Here is a 16856-nt window from a genome sequence, read left to right on the forward strand (position 1 = left end):
TTCGTGCCGTGCCGCAATCGGGTCGTCCTAATCGCCGTATTGTCGCGCTATGGAGCGGCGCACAAGGGGTCTTTGCGCCCTGTTGGTGCCCTTTTGCCCCCACCTAGCATGTGGAATGTGAGAGATAGGCTAGAAGCCGAATGGGTACCGGGCCCACAGTTCAAGATCCGCCCGCCTGTGCGCGGTCTCGGAGCGCTGGAGCGTCCACGTCTGGAAAGCGCCCTGTCCGCGGCCGCAGATTCGCACCGCCTGACCCTCGTTGCGGCCCCGGCCGGCTACGGCAAGTCCACGTTCCTGGGTGATTGGGTCCGCAAGTGCGCTCTGCCGTGCGCATGGCTGTCACTTGACCGGTTCGACACGCAGCCCGCGCGGCTGTTTCACGGTGTCGTTGGGGCGATCCAGTCCGCGGCGAGCAAACTGCCGTTGCCCGGAACCGACGCCCTCCTGGCTCTTGACCCGAGCCTTGCCCATGACCGGGCGGCTTCCTACGACCTTCTCCTCGGGGCACTCGAGCACCTCACCGAACCGATTGTCCTGGTGATCGATGACGTCCATTTGGCCGGACCTGGGCTGGCGAACGGAATCGTCGGGGTGCTCGCAGCATCGGCACCCCCCTCACTGCGGCTGGTCCTCTCGGGACGCGGCCATACGTCCATCCAGCTCGAAAGATTCCGGTACGGCGAGGGACTGGGTGAACTTCGCGCCGCCGAACTGGCCTTCACGCGGGAGGAAGTTGCCCAGTTCGCCAGTGCGCTGGGGCAGGATCAAACGTTCGACGCCGGGTCGCTCTGGAAGATGACTGCCGGCTGGCCTGTGGCAGTCCACGCCAGCCTGGTCACGTTGGCGCAGGCGCGCAACGTGCCGCTCGCAACGCCAGGCTCCGCGCCGATGCACGTCCCGCTCGCCGACTACGTCGCAGAAGAGATCCTCGACCAGATCGAACCGTCGCTGGCCGAATTCATTCTCAGGGCCACTACCAGCGACTGGCTCGGCCGCCGGCTCGCCGTCGAACTCGAAGGCCGTCCCCGCGGCGGCGTGCTGCTTGAGGAATGCCTCCGTAACGGGCTCTTCATCGAGGAGCACGAATACCGTGCGGGCGAATCGATGTTCCGGTGGCATTCCCTCTTCGCGGCGCAGTGCCGGCGCATCCTGCAGCGGCGCGACCCTCTGCTCGCCGAGCGTCTGCACCGCGTGGCGGCGAGGTACTACCAGGACGTCGACGTCGTCGAGGGCGTCGCCCAGGCGCTGCAAGGAAGCGCACCCCGGCAAGCCGTGATTTCCCTCGGCGCCCATTGGCTCGAATTCCTGCTCGGAAACGACGTGCAGACCCTTGAACGGCTGTGCCTGGATCTCCCCGCACCGTGGGGCGAGGATCCGGAGATCCTGATGATCCGTTCGGTCTGCCGTGCCCTTTCCGGCGACGGCACCGCCGCAGCCGAGCTCACCGACCGGGCGCTGTCGCGGACCTTCGCGCTGGACGCAATTCGACGCCGGAGACTGGAGAGTTACCGGGCGCTCTACGAGCCGTTGCCTGCCGACGGCCGCCTGGACCCGCACACCGAGACGGACGACGGCCAGTCGACGACGGACATTTCAGGCGATGGGCGCTCCAGCTCCTTCTCGACAGGACTCTTCCTGCTGGCCCAGGCAGAGTTCCGGCTGCACCGCACCGGCGAACTTGCGACGGCGCTACTCCAGGCAACGGCGGCCACCGGCAACCCGGAACAGCTGGAAGCCGTGGAAATCTGCGCCCAGGCCGAGCTCGCGTTGGCTCACGCCATCGCCGGTAACCTCGCGAGCGCCGACGAACTTGGCACGGCGGCGTTGGAACGGGGAGAGGCGCTGGGTTGGAATTCGCGGCAACGGATGGCTCCGGCCTGGCTGGCCCGGGGCATCGCGTGCTACTGGAATGATGATCTGAAGGCTGCGCGGACCTGTCTTACCAAAGCACAGCGATTGGGCAGCGAGCTGTTACCGACGGGTCCGCTCAGCGCCATCTATCGGGTCCTGGTTGATTGCGCCGCCGGCGACCTGCCCCGCCTGGCCGACTCCGGTGCGGCGCTGGAGTCCTTTCACGGGCGGGGACGGTACGCCGTGTCATGGAATGCCCTGGAGACCATCGCGGTGGCGAAAATTGCCGAAGCCAGGGGCGACCGGGACGGAGCTTTGCGGACCGTCCAACCACTGGGTGCCGGGGGGCACGGCGCATTGGCGGATACGCTGCTGGCGGAGTTGCTGCGTCGCGAAGGTGACACCGCCGCTTCGCAACGCTGTGCCGAGTCACTGGCCGAACGCCGCGGCAGCTCATATATCGACACCTGCCTGAGCCTGACCGAGGCGATCATGGCCCATGGAGCCGGAGATGCCGCGGCGGCACACGAGCGGATTGAACATGCTGTCCTCCGTGCCGAGCCTGAAACCGTCCTGCGTCCTTTCGCCGAACGGAGAGAGGAATTGGCGGATCTGCTCGTGGAGCACGCTGTATGGGGCACAGCGCACGAGTCGTTCATCGCAGCGCTGATGGCACGCGAGGCACAGGGTGAGACCCGCCTTCGTGCGCAGTCCTACTGGAACCTGACCGAGCGCGAACGCGAAGTCCTTTCCTACATGCGCTCCATCATGACCGCTGCTGAAATTGCCGAGGCGTTGTACATTTCCGTGAACACGGTCAAGACCCACGAACGGTCCATTTACCGCAAACTCGGGGCGGTAAGCAGGCGCGACGCGCTCAAGACGGCCGCCAAGCGTGGCATCGTCTGAACCCCGCGGCAGCCTTGATGGCCTTCGCGGTGAGGCACCGGTCCCGGATGGGGTCAGAGGCCCCTAGCCGCCGCAAACCGGCAGTGAAAGTCTGGAACCATGAAAAAAGTTGATCCCTTTGTGATCGTGATCGGATTTGACGGCTCGAAGCAATCACATGAGGCCCTGGCGTGGGGTGTTGAAGAGGCCGGGTACCGCAATGCGGAGCTCCGGGTCCTGACCGTCTGGAACAAGGCGCCAATGGCGTGGTATCCGGCGATGCTGGAAACGGCGGCAGGCGAAATCGTGGCGGAGGACTCACCGGAGCAGCAGGCTGAAGCGCTGGGCGCCGAGGCGGCGAAATCCGCAGTGGGTGTCAATGTCGTGACGCGGTCCATCAAAAACGACTCAGCGGCCTCGGCAATACTTGAGGCCGCACGGGAAGCCGACCTGGTGATCGTCGGCTCCCGCGGCCACGGCGGTTTCGCCGGGCTGCACATCGGATCGGTCTCCGCCCAGGTGGCCAGCCACTCTCCGTGCCCTGTCCTGGTGATCCGGCCGAAGGCTTCCTGAGCGTCCGATGCCAGCGAGCCGGGAGGGCTACCATCGGCGTATGACCGTCCTGGACTGGCTGATGGATTCAGATCCTTCCCTTCGGTGGCAGGTGTTGCAGGATCTCAGCAACGCCGCGCCCGAGGCCGTTACCGCAGAGCGCGCGCGGGTAGCGACCGAAGGCTGGGGTGCCCGCCTGCTGGCATTGCGGGACGAGGACGGCCAATGGGCGCATGGCGCATATTTCCCCGCCCAGGGCGACCGCCCCGACGGCGGCTGTGCCGAGAGCGGCCGTGCCGAGGGCGACGGTCCCGAGGGCGGCGGTGCGGATGATGCCGGCGGTGACACAGGTTGGGACCGCGTCCCCCAGCCGTGGACCGCCACAACGTACAGCTTGCTCCTGCTGCGTGACTTCGGGATCGACCCGCGAAGTGAGCAGATGCGCCAGACCATAGCGCTGGTCAGGGACAACTGCCGCTGGGAGGAGGGCGGCCAGCCGTATTTCCAAGGCGAGGTGGAGCCGTGCATCAACGGAATGACAGTGGCGCTCGGCGCGTACTTTGATCAGGACGTCGACGGCGTCGTCTCCCGGCTCGTCAGCGGGCAACTGGGCGACGGCGGGTGGAACTGTTGGGCGGAGTCCGGCGCCGTGGTGTCCTCGGCCGCCACGACGATCAACGTCCTCGAGGGCCTCCTGGCCCACGAACGGGTCACGGGCGGCTCGGCGCAGTCCGTGGACGCGCGGCGCCGGGGCGAGGAGTATCTGCTGGAGCGGGGCCTGTTCCGACGCAAGAGCACCGGCGCGGTCATAGACCCGGCTTGGCTGACGTTCTCCTTTCCGACCCGCTGGCACTACGACGTGCTCCGTGCCCTGGAGTACTTCCGTTCGACGGGAGAGCCTCCGGACCCGCGCGTGGCCGAAGCCGTGGAGGTGCTCCGGTCAAAGGAGCAGCCCGACGGGACCTGGTTGCTCGAAAACACGCATCCCGGGATCGTCCATTTCCCGGTTGATGACGGTGACGGCCGGTCCAGCCGGTGGAACACCCTCCGCGCGTTGCGTGTACTCGACTGGTACGGGCGCGCCGTTTGAAGTGGCGTGCGGTTTACCTGCTGCTAGGGCAGAACCTTGTAGAGGTCGATCACCGTCTCTTCGGGCGGAGCGGCGAAGCCGCCCTCAATACCCGCCTGCATCCGGGGCAGGAGGATCGTGTCCCGGAATTTTTCCCAGCTTTCTTTCGATTCGTGGACTGCCATGACCGTCCAGCCACCCTCGGATGCCCCGCCGGCGTGGAAGATCTGACCCTCGGGCAGGAGCCCCGCGCCCGGATGGACGGCTGCAAGCGACGCCTCGTATTGTTCCTTGGTGCCTCCCGGGAAGAAGTGCACGATTCCGTAGGGCGTGGTGGCCATAACAACTCCTAGGCTGGTTTGGACGGGACAAGGCCAGTCCTAGACGCCGCCACCGGGCGTGTCAAGGGCTCGCGGAAGCAGGCGGGGGGCCGGGGAGCCCCATGCCCCGCAGGTTCAACATGATGAGCCTTGATCCCAACGCCGCGGCGGCCTTTCCACTGGTTGGCAGGGCCGGTGGTTGGCAGGTCCGCGGTCAGCCGTCCGACAGAGTCCGGACGTCCTCGGCCAGGGCAGCCCGGTAGCCAAGGTTTCGTGAGACTGCCCTCGCGGTGGCCATCACCGCCGGAGCCAGGACGTTGGGCGGGGTGGTCCCGTCCGGTACCACGATCGACAGTGCGGCCACCACCGTGCCCTGGGCATCAAAGACGGGCGCCGCCACGGAAACAGTCAGCGACGGCGCGGACCGGCGGATCATGGCAATCCCCGTCCGGTGGACGTCGGACAGGGTGCGCCGCAGCTGGCCCTCCGGCATGGGAGCCACGCCCGGTTCAGTTTCCGCGGGTTCCCTGAGGATCTTTTCCTGGAATGCCGCGTCCGAGCCGGCCATCAGGACCAGGCCGACGGCCGTGGAGCGCAGGGGGAGCCGGCCGCCCACCCGGTAGGCGACTTCCGTGGCCTGCTTGGAGGAAAGCCGTTCGATCAGGACGGCCTGGTCTTTATCCCGCACGGCCAACAACACGTGATGGCGCGTCACCTCGAAGAGATCCTCAAGGTAGGGCAACGCGATTTCGCGGATCCCGTGGCCCCTCGGGGAGAGGGACGCTATTTCCCACAGCCGGACGCCCACAACGTAGCGTCCGTCGTCGAGCCGTTCCAGAGCGCCCCAGGCGACCAGCCGGGCAATGAGGCGCAACGCCGTCGGGGCGGGCATTTGCGCAAAACGGGCCATCTCTGACAGGGTCAGCGCCCGGCGGCGGTCCGTGAAGACGGCGAGCAGGCTCAGGGCCCGGTCTATCACCGGTTCGCCCTGTTTGGGCCGCTTGCCGCGCGCGGGAGCGGGGGTTCCGGGCCCGGCGCTGTCCGGATCCCTTTCCTGGGCTGCTGTCATTTCAAACCGTTCCTAGTTCGTCGCCAGTGACCCCCACCACAATAGTGTTTCGCCCAATGAAACTCCTAGCCGGTACTCCATGGCTGCGGCACTGTTGGGGTGGGGCGTCGACTGCGCCGGCGCTGGTTCAAACGGACGCAGTCACCCGCGTCCCGGCAAGGCTGCCGAGGAACTTGGCACTCTCCTTCGGGGTCCGTTCCTGCGTGGCCCGGTCCACCGCGATGAGTCCAAACTTCGGACCGTAGCCAAAGATCCACTCGAAGTTGTCGAAGGCTGTCCAGGCGATGTAGCCGCGGACATCGATGCCGTCGGCCAGGCAGGACGCCACGCCGGCGACCGCCGTGCGGAGGTAGGCCAGTCGCTGAGAGTCGTCGTCGGTCGCCAGGCCGTTCTCCGTGACGATGACAGGGATGCCGGCGACGCTGGCTGCCTCCCGAATGGTCGCTTCGAGGGCCTCGGGGTAAATTTCCTCGCCCATCTGGTTCGTCGCGGCTCCCTCGGGGGCCGGCATCACCCCGTCCGGACCGAAGACCGTCCGGCCGTACGTCTGGATCCCCACGAAGTCGTCGTCGCGGGACGCCACGAGGAAGCGTTCGTTGACCTCTCGACGGATCCTGTCCGCCCGGTCCTGGCCGCCTTCGGCTGCCTGGATGTCGGTGTTGGCCAGGGTCCACCCGACCGGGAGCTCCGGCCGGATCGCCTTGATGGCGGCCCGGCCCTGCCGGTGTGCAGCAAGCTTGATGTCGAAGCCAGCCTCGGAGACCGTGAACTGGAAGGGTGCCACGCGGCTTGCGTCGATCCCGAGCCGGTCTGCCGCGGCCGCCCACAGCGGCACCTCTGCCCTGCGTTCGGGGGCCTCGCCGCCCAGGCCAAGTTCCTTGAGGAGCCACGGGAGGTTGGGCTCGTTGAGGGTGCAGGCGACGCCGATGAGATCGCCGAGGTGCCTCATGGCCCGGTCGCAGTAGCGGGCGAACCGTTCGGGGGTCTGCGGGTCCTCCCAGCCGCCGGCCGCCAGGAGCCACCTGGGTGACGTGAAGTGATGGAAGGTGACTACCGGGATGAGCCCGTGCTCATGGCAGGCCTCCAGCACGCGGCGGTAATGGTTGAGTTCCGCCACCGAGAAGTAGCCTTCCTCGGGCTCGATGCGGGCCCACTCCAAGGAGAAGCGGTAACTCGTGAACCCCAGGTCGGCGATCAGGGCAATGTCCTCGCGGTACCGGTGGTAGTGGTCGACGGCGTCCCCGGACGGTTCGGCGAAGATCGTTCCGGGGAGCCTCTCCAGGAACCAGCAGTCACTGTTGACATTGTTTCCCTCGACCTGGTGGGCTGCCGTGGCGAGGCCCCACAGGAAATCGTGCGGGAAGGCAAAAGAGTCGGTCATCTGGTTCCTTTCGATCTGAGCGCCAAGCGACTGTGCATGGGCTGACTGTCCATCCTCCGCGGTCAATGCCAGGGGAGGGCGGCCGTTTTCATTGGTTGAAAGACTCATCGCTGGTCCCGCGGACATTGCGCGTCCATTCGAGACCCGTCCGGAGTGACCCTCACCACAATACTTTTCCAATCAATGACATTCTCGTGTTTCCGTTTGAGGCGTCGCCGTGATCCTTGAGTGAGCCGGTCGCCGAGACCCATCTGACGAGAGGGGCACCGGCGCAACGGCCCGGAAGCTGGTCACGGACGATCGGTATACAGGCCGCCAGGCTCCCCACGGATGTTGACCCCCGTTTGCTGAGAAAGAATGCGAAGGCGCACTACATGAAACTTCTGAACTCCACCGCACGACGGAGCGCGGCCGTTCTGGCCGGGGCGCTTCTCATGAGTTCGCTCACCGCCTGTGGCGGCGGGACCCAGGCGGCAACCGCCGTCAACAAAGACACATTGACCATCGCCGTCGACAGCGACAGCGCTTCCTTCGGCTTCGATCCGCTGCGTGTCGCCGACGCGCAGCGGCAGTTTTTTGAAGGCCTCTACGAAAACCTCATGACCCTGCAACCGGACGGTTCCGTTGGACCGGGCTTGGCCAAGGAGTTCAGCTACAGCGCGGACAACACGGTCCTTACGCTGACCCTCAAGGAAGGCGTCATCTTCACGGACGGCGCTACCCTGGATGCGGCTCTGGTGAAGGCAAACCTGGACCGCCGCAGCGACCCCGCACTCAGCGCCTACTCCGCAATCGCCAAGGGCGGAGCCCAGGAAATCACTTCGGTGAGTGTTGTCAGTCCCACGCAGGTGGCCATCAAGTTCGCCAAGCCGCAGCCAGGGTTCGAAAAGAACCTCGCCTCCACCATGGGCATGGTTGTCGGCAAGAGCGGTGTTGCCGATACGGCCAGCCTCGCCAAAACCCCGGACGGCTCCGGTCCCTACACGCTCGACCCCTCCACGGTTAAGGGCAACAAGTACGTCATGGTGAAGAACGGCAAGAATGCCGACGCCGCAAACTACGCCTACCAGAAGATCACCTTCAGCGTCATCCAGGATCCCCAGGCGCGCGCCAACGCTCTCGTCTCCGGCCAGGCCGATGTCGCCATGCTCACTTCCCCCACAGTGGACTTCGCAAAGTCCAAGGGCCTCGGCGTGTCCCAGATCGGTGGAACGCTGCACACCATGGTTTCCTTCGACAAGACCGGAAAGACCGCTCCAGCCTTCGCCAGCGAGAAAGTCCGTCAGGCGTTCCAGTTCGCCATCAACCGCCAGTCACTGGTGGATGCACTGCACAAGGGTGACATCGCGGCCTGGAATGCACTTCCCAAGGATTCCGCGGGCTTCACCCATGAGCTGAACACCAAGTTCGCCTACGACCCGGCGAAGGCCAAGAGCCTGCTGGCCGAGGCCGGCTACGCCAACGGCTTCGAGTTCACCATTGTTGGCAGCGCTGAAACCCAGACGGACCTGCAGGCCGTCCAGAAGGATCTGGCCGCCGTCGGAATCAAGATGAACATTAAGATGGCGTCCTCCACCGATGAAGCCTTCGCGGCAGTCGCGACCACGCCCCTCGGCTACGCCGCACTCGGCTGGGACAACCCGGTGGGGCTGATGTACGGGGTGGTCCTGAACGGTTTCACCAATGTGCAGAAGGCCTCCGATGAGCAGTTGACTGCGGCTACGGGCGAAGCCGCGGCCGCGAAGGACGACGCCGCCAAGAAGACCGCCCTCACCAAGCTCAACACCCGCCTGGTGGAATCCGGCTGGATGATCCCGCTCTATGAGTCACTCACCAACCAGGGTTACAACACCAAGAAGGTTCAGCAGGTGAAGTTCGCAGGTTCGAACGCCTACCCGCTTCTCTCGTCCTACGCACCGGCTAGCTGATCACCGAACCTGCCGGACGGCCACCCCGACTCTGGAACGGGCAGCCGTCCGGCAGGTCCTGACCGATGGAGGTCACCATGGCACTATTCATCACCAAGCGTCTGCTGATGGCGCTGGCCACCGTGCTGGTGGTCGCGGTACTGGCATTCCTGCTGGTGCACGCGATGCCCGGCAGCCCCGGCGCTGTGTCGCTCGGCGCCGGTGCCTCCCAAGAAGCGATTGACGAGGTCAACGGGCGGCTCGGCTGGAACGATCCTCTCCTCGCCCAGTTCTTCCGCTGGCTCGGCGACGCCGTCCAGGGCAACCTCGGCACGTCCCTGATCGATGGCCGCTCGGTTAGCGCGGACCTGGGCAACAGGCTTCCGGTGACGGCATCACTCGCGGCTGGCGCCACCGTCCTGAGCGCGATCCTCGGGATCGGCCTGGGCGTGAGCGCGGCGGTCCGCGGTGGCCTGGTGGACCGGATCGTGGGCGGGATCTGCGGCCTGGCCGTGGCCCTGCCTGCCTTCTGGATCGGCATCATCTTTGTGTACCTGTTCGCCGTGCAGTCCTCGGTCTTTCCCGCCACCGGCTACGTGCCGTTCGAAGTCTCACCGCAGGACTGGGGCATGTCCCTGGCCCTTCCTGTCATCACGCTTGCCGTAGGCGGCGGGGCCTTCATCGCCCGCCAGACCAGGGCCTCGATGCTTGAGGCGTTGCAGCAGGAGCACATCCGGACGCTGCGTGCCACGGCCACACCGACCTGGAAAATCCTCTACATCCACGCCCTGCGCTACGCCAGCCTCCCCATCGTGGCCGGCATCGCGCTGCAGTTCATCGGCCTGTTCGGCGGCTCCGTCATCGCGGAGCAGCTCTTCGCCATGCCCGGCCTGGGCCAGGCCGTCCAGACCTCCGTCAGCACCCACGACGCTCCCGCCGTCCAGGGCGTGGTGGTCATCGCCACCGTCGTGGTGGTGGCCGTGAATCTCGTGCTGGAACTCGCCACCAAGTTCCTCGACCCGAAGTTGCGTGCCTCATGATCCCCAACGTCGCCCCCGCTCCTGCCGACAGTGCGCCAGCCACGGCTGCCGCAGCTGTGCAGCCCAAGTCCGGCCAGCGGGCCGCCTTCAGCAAAATTTCCGCAAGCCGGCTCTTCGCCTCGCCCGGCGGCGTGGCCGGCGTCGTATGGCTGGCAGCCCTGGTGGTTGCCTCGCTGACTGCCCAGTGGTGGCTACCCTACAAAACGGAGGACCAGGACTTCACCGCTGTCCTGTCCGGTCCCACCGCCGCGCACTGGCTCGGCACCGACGAACTCGGCCGGGACCTCCTCAGCCGCATCTTCGCTGCCGCCGCAGGCACCCTGGGAACCTCACTGATCACGGTGATTGTCGGCGTCGTGCTCGGAACCGCCCTGGCCATGGTGGCCGCCGGCAGAGGCCAGACGGAAGGAGGGATCAGCCGCGTCACCGAGGTCATGATGTCGCTGCCCGGCACCGTCATCATCCTAGCAGTTATCGGTGCCGTGGGAACCAACATCCCGCTGATCATGGCCATCTTGGGCGTCCTCATTTCCGCCGGCATCTACCGCGTCATGCTGGGCCAGGCCAAGTCGCTCCAGTCCCAGCTGTACGTGGACGCGGCCAAGGTGGACGGCGTCAGCACCCTGGGGATCAGCCTCCGCCACGTTTTGCCCGGACTGACCAACACCATCGTGGTCCAGTCCGCCCTCATCTTCGCTGTCGGCATGCTGATCCAGGCCGGCCTGGCGTTCATCGGCTTCGGCCCGCCCATCCCGCAACCCAGCTGGGGCGGCATGATCCAGGGCGCTTCCCAGCACGTCTACGACGCCCCGTGGCTGATGGTTCCCACCGGTGCGGTCCTTGCCCTGACCGTCCTGGCCGCCAACGCGATCGGCAGCGCCCTGGGGAAGGCGCCGAACACTGGCGTCTCGCACCTGCCGTCGGCAGCGGCGCGCGGCCAGCGTTCTGTTGCAGCGGGCGCCGCGGCCTCGGTGGCCGAGGCGGGAGCCATCCCGGCCAAAGGCCACCTGAGCGTCCGCGGACTCTCTGTAGGGGTCGACGGCGGGACTCCGCTGGTCACGGACGTCTCGTTCGACGTCGGGCCGGGAACCGTGTTGGGCCTGGTGGGGGAATCCGGCTGCGGCAAGACCATGACCGCGCTATCGCTGCTGGGCCTGCTGCCCGCCGGGGTCTCCGCCACCGGCGGCCAGATCCTGTGGAATGGCAAGAACCTGGCCGCCGCCACGGAGCGCGAGATGGAAGGCATCCGCGGCCGGGACATCGCCCTGATCTCGCAGGAACCCATGCGGGCCCTGGATCCCATGTTCACCGTGGGCTACCAGCTCACCGCGGCCATCCGCCGGCTGCGGAAGGTGGGCAAGGCCGAGGCACATGCCGAAGCCCTCAGCTTGCTCGAAAAGGTGGGCATTGTGGACGCCAAACGCATCCTCAAGACCTACCCGCACCAGATCAGCGGCGGCATGGCCCAGCGCGTCGCCATCGCCCTGGCACTGTCCGGCCGGCCCAGGCTGCTGGTGGCCGACGAACCCACCACAGCGCTGGACGTCACCGTGCAGGCCGAAATCCTCTCGCTGCTGCGCTCCCTGGTGAAGGACACCGGGATGTCCGTGGTGATGGTCACCCACGACCTCGGCGTCGTGGCGGACATCTGCGACAACGTCGCCGTGATGTACGCCGGCCAGGTGGTGGAAAGCGGCCGGACCGCCAATATTCTCGACAACCCCCGCCACCCTTACACCTTGGCGCTTCTGGCCGCCGACCCGCACGCCAACACCGCGGCGGACATGCCTGAACGGCTGGCCACCATCAGCGGCCAGGTTCCGCAGCCAAAGGACTGGCCCACGGGCTGCCGCTTCATGGCGCGCTGCCAGTTCGCCGGCTCCGCGTGCGCCGCCCCGGTGCCGCTGCTGCCTTCCGGCTCCGAAGACGGAGTGGTCCGCTGCGTCAAGGCGGACGAACTGGCGGTGGAGGGCCTGGAATGGCTTGCCACCGAAGTGCCCACTCACCGAGTACTGAAAATCGTCGAAAAGGACCTGGCATGAGCATCGAGACGGCAGAACGGCAGGACACGGCGCCAGTTGCGCCGGAGCAGCCCATGCTGGAGGTCAAGGACCTGCTGGTCCGGTACGGCCGCGGCCGGAAAGCTGCAGCAGCCCCGGCAGCGGTGGACGGCGTCAGCTTCTCCATCCGTCCCGGCGAGACCGTAGGCCTGGTGGGGGAATCCGGCTCCGGAAAATCCACCATCGGCAAGGCGATCCTTGGCCTCCAGAAGAGCGCCGGCGGCACCATCAGCTACCAGGGCAAGGACATCACCTATGCCGGTGCTGCAGAGCGCCGCGCCCTCGGCGGTGAACTGCGGGCGGTCTTCCAGGACCCCAACTCCTCGCTGAACCCGCGCCAGAGCATCGGTGCTTCGCTGGCGGAGCCGCTGCGGATCCGCGGGGTTACGGCCGCAGTGGCGCGCGAAAAAGCCGAAGCCATGCTCGAACGCGTGGGGCTGCCCCGTGAGGCCGTGGACCGCTACCCCAGCCAGTTCTCCGGCGGCCAGCGCCAGCGGATCGCCGTCGCCCGTGCCCTGATCTGCGAACCGAAGCTCGTGGTGTGCGATGAGGCGGTCAGTGCCCTGGATCTCTCCACCCAGGCCCAGGTGCTCAACCTCCTGGCCGACCTCCGCGACGAGCTTGGCCTGAGCTACCTGTTCATCGCCCACGACATCTCGGTGGTCCAGTTCCTGGCGCAGCGCGTTGTGGTCCTCTACCGCGGCCAGGTGATGGAAAGCGGGCCGGCGGCAGCCGTCACGGAGTCGCCCAAGCATCCGTTCACCCAGGCCCTCGTGGCTGCTTCGCCCGTGCCGAGGCCCGCGGAACAGGCCGAGCGGAGGATGCTGCGCGAATCCCTTGGCGTCCGCACGGCCGCTGCAGTGGCGGGGTCGCCGGGAGGCTGTCCCTTCAGCCAGCGGTGCCCGCTCGCCACAGAACTCTGCACCGCCGAGCGTCCGGCCCTTCGGCGGGTGGGCGCCGCCGACGTCGCCTGCCACTACGCCTGACCCCGCGCAGCCCAGCGTCAGGTCCGCCTCAAACAAGTTGAGCCCAACTTCAGGGAGCTTCCCCGCATGAACCACCCCACGCACCTTCGGACGGACCACCTCAGCGAATCCTTCGGGATCACCAATACGCTGTCTGGATTCAGCTGGACGCCGCCGCAGGGCACGGTCCGGCAGGTTGCCTACCAGCTGGCAGCCAGCAATGGCTGGGACACCGGCCGGGTGGACGGCGGCACGCACGGCTTCGTGCCGTACGGCGGCCCCGCCCTCGGCTCCCGGGACCGCTTCGACTGGACGGTCCGGACCTGGAACGTGGCCTCTGACGGCACCGAAGTTCTGTCCGCCTGGTCCGAGCCGATGGCCGTGGAACTGGGCCTGCTGCACCCGGAGGATTGGACCGCGCAGTGGATCGGCCCCGACGAACCGGCGGTTCCGGACCCGGGGGAGCGTCCCGGACATGCTCTGTCAAAAACCTTCACGCTGGACGCAGCCCCCGCAAAGTCGCGCTGCTACGCCACAGCCCACGGCATCTACGAGCTCTTCATCAACGGCGTGCGCGTGGGGGACCAACAGCTCACACCGGGCTCGACGAGTTACCACAGCACGCTCCAGGTCCAGGCCTTTGATATCGCCCGCATGCTCCGGCCCGGTACCAACACCGTCCGGGCCGTCCTCACCGACGGCTGGTACCGCGGCACGTTCGGGTACACACGCGACGCCGACATGCACGGACCGCAGACGGCCTTCCTGGCTCAGCTGGAGCTGGAGTCCGGCGGACAACGGACAGTCGTCGGCACCGACGGCTCGTGGGACGTTTCCGCGACGGAGATCGTCAGCGCCGATCTCATGGCCGGCCAGCGAGTAGATTTCCGCCGCGGCCACGGGGCAACCGGGCACGCAGTCCTCCGCGACGGCAGCTTCACCACCCTCACCGGCCCCGTGGCGCCCCCCACGCGCATCGTGGAAGAACTCAGCCCGGTATCCATCACGCGACTGGCCAACGGCAACCAGATCGTGGACCTGGGCCAGAACATCAACGGCTGGATCCGCCTGAGCCGGCTTGGCGCCCCAGGGAAGACTGTCACGATGGTGTACGGCGAAGCCCTGGGCGCTGACGGCGACGTCACCCAGGAACACCTCCGTCCCCACGATTTCCGCAATCCGGGGCAGTTCCTCGGCGCCGGACAGGTGGATTCCGTGGTGGCATCTGGCGCCCCGGGCGAGGTCTTCGAGCCGCGCCACACCACCCATGGCTTCCAGTACGTCGCCGTGCAGGGCCTGGACGCAGACCTGGAACCGGCGGACATCGTGGGCTGCATGGTCCAGACCCAGCTGGAACGCCTGGGGACTTTCAACTGCAGCGACGACCGGCTCAACAGGCTGCACGACATTGTGGAGTGGAGCTTCCGCGGCAACGCTTGTGAAGTTCCCACCGACTGCCCACAGCGGGAAAAGGCAGGCTGGACCGGCGACTGGCAGCTGTTTGTACCCACCGCCGCCTACCTCTTCGACGTGGCAGGTTTTACGGCGAAGTGGCTCAGGGACGTGAGGACCGATCAGTGGGACAACGGAGTGGTGGTCAACATCTCTCCCTCGCCGGGACCGGAGGTAACCAGTGCCGAATTCATGGCCTTTATGAATGGGTCCTCAGGGTGGGGGGATGCGGTGGTCATGGTGCCTTGGGAGATCCATCTCGCCACCGGTGACACCGGCATCCTGGAACAGAACTGGGAGGCGATGGAACGCTGGCTCGGCTTCATCCGCAGCGCCGCGGAGGGCAACCGGCACCCGGCCAGGGCAGAGGCCCACGCCATGCCGGCCCCGCATGAGCAGTATCTCTGGGACACCGGCTTCCATTTCGGGGAATGGATGGAACCGGGTGGCCCGGCGCCGGACCTATTCGCCTCTCGGTCTGCCGACAACGGCATCGTGGCCACCGCCTACTACCGGCACTCCTCCGCCATCATGGCCAGGATTGCCGCCGTCCTGGGCAAGGGGGACAAAGCCCGGGAACTTGGGGAGCTCTCCGGTAACGTCCGCCGTGCGTGGCAGCGGGAATACCTGCGGGCCGACGGAACAGTCGACGGTGGCACGCAGGCCAACTGCGTGCGCGCGCTGGCCTTTGACCTGGTTCCGGACGGCGGCCGGCCGGCGGTGGTCAAGCAGTTGGTCACGCTCGTTCGCGACGCCGGCACGCACCTGGGCACCGGCTTCCTGGCCACCCCCTACCTGCTGCCTGTGCTCGCCGATAACGGACAGCCGGACCTCGCCTATGAACTGCTCATGCAGGACTCCGAACCCTCCTGGCTGGTGATGGTGGACCGCGGTGCCACCACCATGTGGGAAGCCTGGGACGGAAGAGGCGCGGACGGAACAACGCGCCAGTCGCTGAACCACTACAGCAAGGGCGCCGTGATCTCGTTCCTGCACCGCTACACGGCGGGCCTGCGCCAGGCACCCGGGAACGCGGCCTACAAACGGATCATCATCGAGCCCCGCCCCGGCGCCGGGATCACCTCCGCGGCCACGTCGCACCGGGGCCCGCAGGGCCCCATCGAGGTCAGCTGGGCAATTGACGACGGCGAGATCACCCTCATTGCGACCGTCCCGCCCGGCACCACAGCGGAAGTCCGCCTCACCGGCCGGCCGAACGCCGTCGTCGGGCCCGGAACCCATACCTTCACCGCCCCTGCCGGCGGCAATGACCACCAGCCCCAACTTGCAAGGAGTGCATCATGACCCCGGACGCAGCCACAGCCACGGAAACCACCCCCGTCGAAACAGGTCAGGCGGCACCGGCCGGGCTGCCGGCCCCGGCCTTCCCGGCGTTCCTGCCCCCGGGCGCGGCCGAAGTCGTGTCGGAAAACTCTGCCGTCCACCGCGAAGTCAGCTACGCGATCGCTATCGGCTTCCGCCGGCTCGCCATGGATATCTGGCTGCCCCGCAACGCTGCCGGGACGCCGGTGCCGCTGGTTGTCTGGATCCACGGCGGCGCGTTCCAGCTGGGAGACCGCCGCGAGCTGCCGCCTACCTTCGCCCCGGACTCAGTGTTCCGCCTGCTGAACGAAGCCGGCATCGCGTGCGCCACCGTGGACTACCGCCATGCCCTGGAGGCGCCGTTCCCGGCGCAGCTGCACGACCTCAAGGCCGCCGTCCGGTACCTCCGCGAACACGCAGACATGTTGGGGATCGACGCCGGACGGATCGGCGCGTGGGGCGAGTCGGCCGGCGGGCATCTTGCCGCCTTGCTGGGACTGACTGGCGCCAGGAAGGACCTCGAGGGTGGCCTCGGAGTCCAAGGGCACTCCAGCGCCGTGAGCGCCGTCATCGACTTCTACGGGGTGTCCTCGCTGCCGGACATGCCGGCCATGAACATTCCCCCGGGCATGATGACCGGGCCGTTGAGCGCGGCGGTGCCGGACGGCATGACCCTCGAGCCCGGCCCCATGCTGGTGGGCGGCACCGCCGACGCCGCCCTGCTGGCCGCAGCGAGTCCGCTGGGCTACGTCACCGCGGACGCGCCGCCGTTCCTGCTGGTCCACGGCGACAGCGACGGCCTGGTTCCGCTCTCCCAAAGCCAACTGCTCGCCGCCGCGCTCGATGACGCGAACGTCCGCAACGAACTCATCACCATCCGGGGCGGTGACCACTGCTTTTTCGGCGCCGAAGGCCAGCTGGACCGGATCCTCGGCTCAGCGGTGGCATATTTCGCCCACGAGCTTTAGCGACAAGCTCA

Annotated in this window: 12 protein-coding genes; 9 read left to right on the plus strand and 3 right to left on the minus strand. The window is 67.1% G+C overall.

From position 1 onward, the window contains the following. Positions 1–117: 117 nt before the first annotated feature. The 3 genes from AC1D0A_RS01835 (at position 118) to AC1D0A_RS01845 (ending at position 4381) form a co-directional block, all read left to right on the plus strand. Entirely contained in the window at positions 118–2760 is a 2643-nt protein-coding gene (locus AC1D0A_RS01835) for a helix-turn-helix transcriptional regulator (RefSeq protein WP_476945067.1), read from the plus strand. Positions 2761–2859: 99 nt separating this feature from the next. Continuing rightward, on the plus strand, positions 2860–3312 hold the full coding sequence (locus AC1D0A_RS01840; RefSeq protein WP_476945068.1) for a universal stress protein: 453 nt from the start codon (positions 2860–2862) through the stop codon (positions 3310–3312). A gap of 40 nt (positions 3313–3352) precedes the next feature. Further along, complete coding sequence (locus AC1D0A_RS01845; RefSeq protein WP_476944627.1) at positions 3353–4381, plus strand: prenyltransferase/squalene oxidase repeat-containing protein; 1029 nt, start codon at positions 3353–3355, stop codon at positions 4379–4381. Positions 4382–4404: 23 nt separating this feature from the next. Here the strand turns inward: AC1D0A_RS01845 and AC1D0A_RS01850 are convergent, their stop codons facing one another. The 3 genes from AC1D0A_RS01850 to AC1D0A_RS01860 form a co-directional block, all read right to left on the minus strand. After that, positions 4405–4701 (minus strand): hypothetical protein, encoded by a 297-nt coding sequence (locus AC1D0A_RS01850; RefSeq protein ID WP_243177827.1) that lies wholly within the window; start codon positions 4699–4701, stop codon positions 4405–4407. Between the two features lie 193 nt (positions 4702–4894). Then, positions 4895–5749, minus strand: a complete 855-nt coding sequence (locus AC1D0A_RS01855) for an IclR family transcriptional regulator (RefSeq protein ID WP_243177826.1) — start codon at positions 5747–5749, stop codon at positions 4895–4897. A gap of 127 nt (positions 5750–5876) precedes the next feature. Continuing rightward, positions 5877–7130, minus strand: coding sequence for a glycoside hydrolase family 1 protein (locus AC1D0A_RS01860; RefSeq protein WP_476945069.1), 1254 nt, complete (start codon positions 7128–7130; stop codon positions 5877–5879). 374 nt (positions 7131–7504) lie between these two features. Here AC1D0A_RS01860 and AC1D0A_RS01865 point away from each other — a divergent pair, with 374 nt between their 5' ends. From AC1D0A_RS01865 to AC1D0A_RS01890, 6 genes are all read left to right on the plus strand, one after another. Beyond that, positions 7505–9058, plus strand: coding sequence for an ABC transporter substrate-binding protein (locus AC1D0A_RS01865; protein ID WP_243177824.1), 1554 nt, complete (start codon positions 7505–7507; stop codon positions 9056–9058). A 65-nt stretch (positions 9059–9123) separates the two neighbouring features. Next, on the plus strand, positions 9124–10077 hold the full coding sequence (locus AC1D0A_RS01870; protein WP_476945070.1) for an ABC transporter permease: 954 nt from the start codon (positions 9124–9126) through the stop codon (positions 10075–10077). Next, positions 10074–12119, plus strand: a complete 2046-nt coding sequence (locus tag AC1D0A_RS01875) for a dipeptide/oligopeptide/nickel ABC transporter permease/ATP-binding protein (protein ID WP_476945071.1) — start codon at positions 10074–10076, stop codon at positions 12117–12119. The genes AC1D0A_RS01870 and AC1D0A_RS01875 overlap by 4 nt, the downstream gene beginning before the upstream one ends. Continuing rightward, a complete protein-coding gene (locus AC1D0A_RS01880) occupies positions 12116–13123 on the plus strand; it encodes an oligopeptide/dipeptide ABC transporter ATP-binding protein (RefSeq protein ID WP_243177821.1) in 1008 nt (335 codons plus the stop codon). Before AC1D0A_RS01875 ends, AC1D0A_RS01880 begins: the two co-directional genes overlap by 4 nt. Positions 13124–13189: 66 nt before the next feature. After that, on the plus strand, positions 13190–15859 hold the full coding sequence (locus AC1D0A_RS01885) for an alpha-L-rhamnosidase (RefSeq protein WP_476945072.1): 2670 nt from the start codon (positions 13190–13192) through the stop codon (positions 15857–15859). Further along, positions 15856–16845, plus strand: a complete 990-nt coding sequence (locus tag AC1D0A_RS01890) for an alpha/beta hydrolase fold domain-containing protein (RefSeq protein WP_459384866.1) — start codon at positions 15856–15858, stop codon at positions 16843–16845. Before AC1D0A_RS01885 ends, AC1D0A_RS01890 begins: the two co-directional genes overlap by 4 nt. Positions 16846–16856: the final 11 nt, after the last annotated feature.

This window comes from Arthrobacter sp. P1_D4 (genome assembly GCF_056406115.1).

What these genes read in the sequence shown, in the direction of transcription:
- AC1D0A_RS01850 (WP_243177827.1), bottom strand. Translation starts at nt 4,701, where the DNA reads ATGGCCACCACGCCCTACGGAATCGTGCACTTCTTCCCGGGAGGCACC.
- AC1D0A_RS01840 (WP_476945068.1), top strand. Translation starts at nt 2,860, where the DNA reads ATGAAAAAAGTTGATCCCTTTGTGATCGTGATCGGATTTGACGGCTCG.
- AC1D0A_RS01860 (WP_476945069.1), bottom strand. Translation starts at nt 7,130, where the DNA reads ATGACCGACTCTTTTGCCTTCCCGCACGATTTCCTGTGGGGCCTCGCC.
- AC1D0A_RS01890 (WP_459384866.1), top strand. Translation starts at nt 15,856, where the DNA reads ATGACCCCGGACGCAGCCACAGCCACGGAAACCACCCCCGTCGAAACA.
- AC1D0A_RS01875 (WP_476945071.1), top strand. Translation starts at nt 10,074, where the DNA reads ATGATCCCCAACGTCGCCCCCGCTCCTGCCGACAGTGCGCCAGCCACG.
- AC1D0A_RS01880 (WP_243177821.1), top strand. Translation starts at nt 12,116, where the DNA reads ATGAGCATCGAGACGGCAGAACGGCAGGACACGGCGCCAGTTGCGCCG.
- AC1D0A_RS01865 (WP_243177824.1), top strand. Translation starts at nt 7,505, where the DNA reads ATGAAACTTCTGAACTCCACCGCACGACGGAGCGCGGCCGTTCTGGCC.
- AC1D0A_RS01855 (WP_243177826.1), bottom strand. Translation starts at nt 5,749, where the DNA reads ATGACAGCAGCCCAGGAAAGGGATCCGGACAGCGCCGGGCCCGGAACC.
- AC1D0A_RS01885 (WP_476945072.1), top strand. Translation starts at nt 13,190, where the DNA reads ATGAACCACCCCACGCACCTTCGGACGGACCACCTCAGCGAATCCTTC.
- AC1D0A_RS01845 (WP_476944627.1), top strand. Translation starts at nt 3,353, where the DNA reads ATGACCGTCCTGGACTGGCTGATGGATTCAGATCCTTCCCTTCGGTGG.
- AC1D0A_RS01870 (WP_476945070.1), top strand. Translation starts at nt 9,124, where the DNA reads ATGGAGGTCACCATGGCACTATTCATCACCAAGCGTCTGCTGATGGCG.